Annotated in this window: 2 protein-coding genes; both read left to right on the forward strand. The window is 70.3% G+C overall.

Annotated elements, in window-relative coordinates:
* On the forward strand, positions 1–524 hold a 524-nt coding region (locus GKQ77_RS32180; protein WP_372460048.1), incomplete at its 5' end, for a ThiF family adenylyltransferase.
* A 41-nt stretch (positions 525–565) separates the two neighbouring features.
* Positions 566–1,930: an ABC1 kinase family protein gene (locus tag GKQ77_RS32185; RefSeq protein WP_219692664.1), complete on the forward strand. Its 1,365-nt coding sequence runs from the start codon at positions 566–568 to the stop codon at positions 1,928–1,930.
* The last annotated feature ends 30 nt before the right edge of the window (positions 1,931–1,960 follow it).

Raw genomic sequence — 1,960 nt, forward strand, 5'->3', positions numbered from 1 at the left:
CCTCGGAACAGGAAGGGGAAGCAGGCCTCTCCCTCGTGATCATCGCCCCACGGGACGGCCTGGACGCGTACGCCCCCGATCCGGCCGCCGCCGAGACCCTCCTCGCCGCGGGCACACCCCACCTCTACGCCGGGGTGATCGAAGGCACAGGTGTCGTAGGCCCCTTGGTCCTGCCCGGGTCGACCGCCTGCGCGGGCTGCTTCTTCCGGCAGCGCGCCGACCGCGACCTTACCTGGGCCCGCATGCTGGTCCAGTGGCGCTCGGGGCGCGCACGGCATGTGCCCTCGTGCGATCTGGCCCTGTCGACCTCGGTCGCCGGACTGGTCGCGGGCCATGCGCTGGCCTTCCTCGACGGCGCGTCCTCGGCCTGCGCCGGTGCTCGCTGGGAGGCGTCCGTCCCTGTATTCGACTGGCACGCACGCCCGGTTTGGGCGCATCCCGCATGCCCTTGCGGGGCGGGCAGGCCCGTTAAGGGGGCTCGCCTCACCACGGACATGGGGCAGCACGCAACAATGGCCGGGTAACCCGCCTGAGAGGCGTGGCTGTCTGGGACTTGGAGGGGCGCATGTCTGATCTTCCCCGGAAGGCGGTCACCCGAACCGCCAAATTGGCCGCGCTGCCACTCGGCTTCGCGGGACGCGCGACCTGGGGGCTCGGCAAGCGGATCGGGGGCAAGTCGGCGGAGATCGTCGGGCGCGAGCTGCAACAGCGCACGGCGGAGCAACTGTTCAAGGTCCTTGGCGAACTCAAGGGCGGCGCCATGAAGTTCGGACAGGCCATGTCCGTCTTCGAGTCGGCGCTGCCGGAGGAGGTCGCCGGGCCCTATCGCGCGGCACTGACGAAGCTCCAGGAGGCGGCGCCACCGATGCCGACGAGCACGGTGCACGCCGTGCTCACGGAACGGCTGGGCGAGGATTGGCGCGAGCGGTTCCTGGAGTTCGACGACAAGCCGGCGGCCGCCGCGTCGATCGGCCAGGTGCACCGGGCGGTCTGGGAGGACGGCCGCGCGGTCGCGGTCAAGGTGCAGTACCCGGGAGCGGGTGAGGCACTGCTCTCCGACCTGAACCAACTCAGCCGGTTCGCCCGCCTTCTGGGGCCGCTGATTCCCGGAATGGACATCAAGCCGCTCATCACCGAGCTGCGCGACCGGGTCTCGGAAGAGCTTGACTACGGCCTGGAGGCGCAGGCACAGCAGGCGCACGCTCAGGAGTTCGCCGACGACCCCGACGTGGTGGTCCCCGAGGTGGTGCATCAGGGCGAGCAGGTGCTGGTCACCGAGTGGATCGACGGGATACCCCTGTCGGAGGTGATCGCGGACGGCACACAGGAGCAGCGCGATCGGGCGGGCCAGCTGCTGGCCCGTTTCCTCTTCTCGGGCCCGGCACGCACGGGACTGCTGCACGCCGACCCGCACCCGGGCAACTTCCGTCTGCTGCCCGACGAGAAGGACGGCTGGCGGCTCGGCGTCCTGGACTTCGGCACGGTGGACCGGCTGCCGGGCGGCCTGCCCCCGACCATCGGCGAATCCCTGCGGATGACGCTGGACGGCGAGGCCGACGCGGTCTACGACATGTTGCGCGAGGAGGGCTTCGTCAAGGAGAGCGTCGAGCTGGAACCGGACGCGGTGCTCGACTATCTCCTGCCGATCATCGAGCCGATGCTGGTGGACGAGTTCACGTTCACCCGCGGCTGGATGCGCGGCCAGGCAGCCCGCGTGGCCGACCCCCGCTCCCCCGCCTACCAACTGGGCAAGCGGCTGAACCTCCCACCGGCGTATCTGCTGATACACCGCGTGACGCTGAGCACCATCGGCGTGCTCTGCCAACTGAACGCCACGGTCCGCATGCGGACCGAACTGGAAGAGTGGCTGCCCGGCTTCGTCATGGAGCCGGAAGAGGAGCCAGAGGACGAGGCGGCAGCGGAGGCCTGAGCTGGGGGTGCGGCTTGGCGTGTGCGGGAG

The sequence above is a fragment of the Streptomyces anatolicus genome (assembly GCF_019400875.1).
GTDB lineage: Bacteria > Actinomycetota > Actinomycetes > Streptomycetales > Streptomycetaceae > Streptomyces > Streptomyces anatolicus.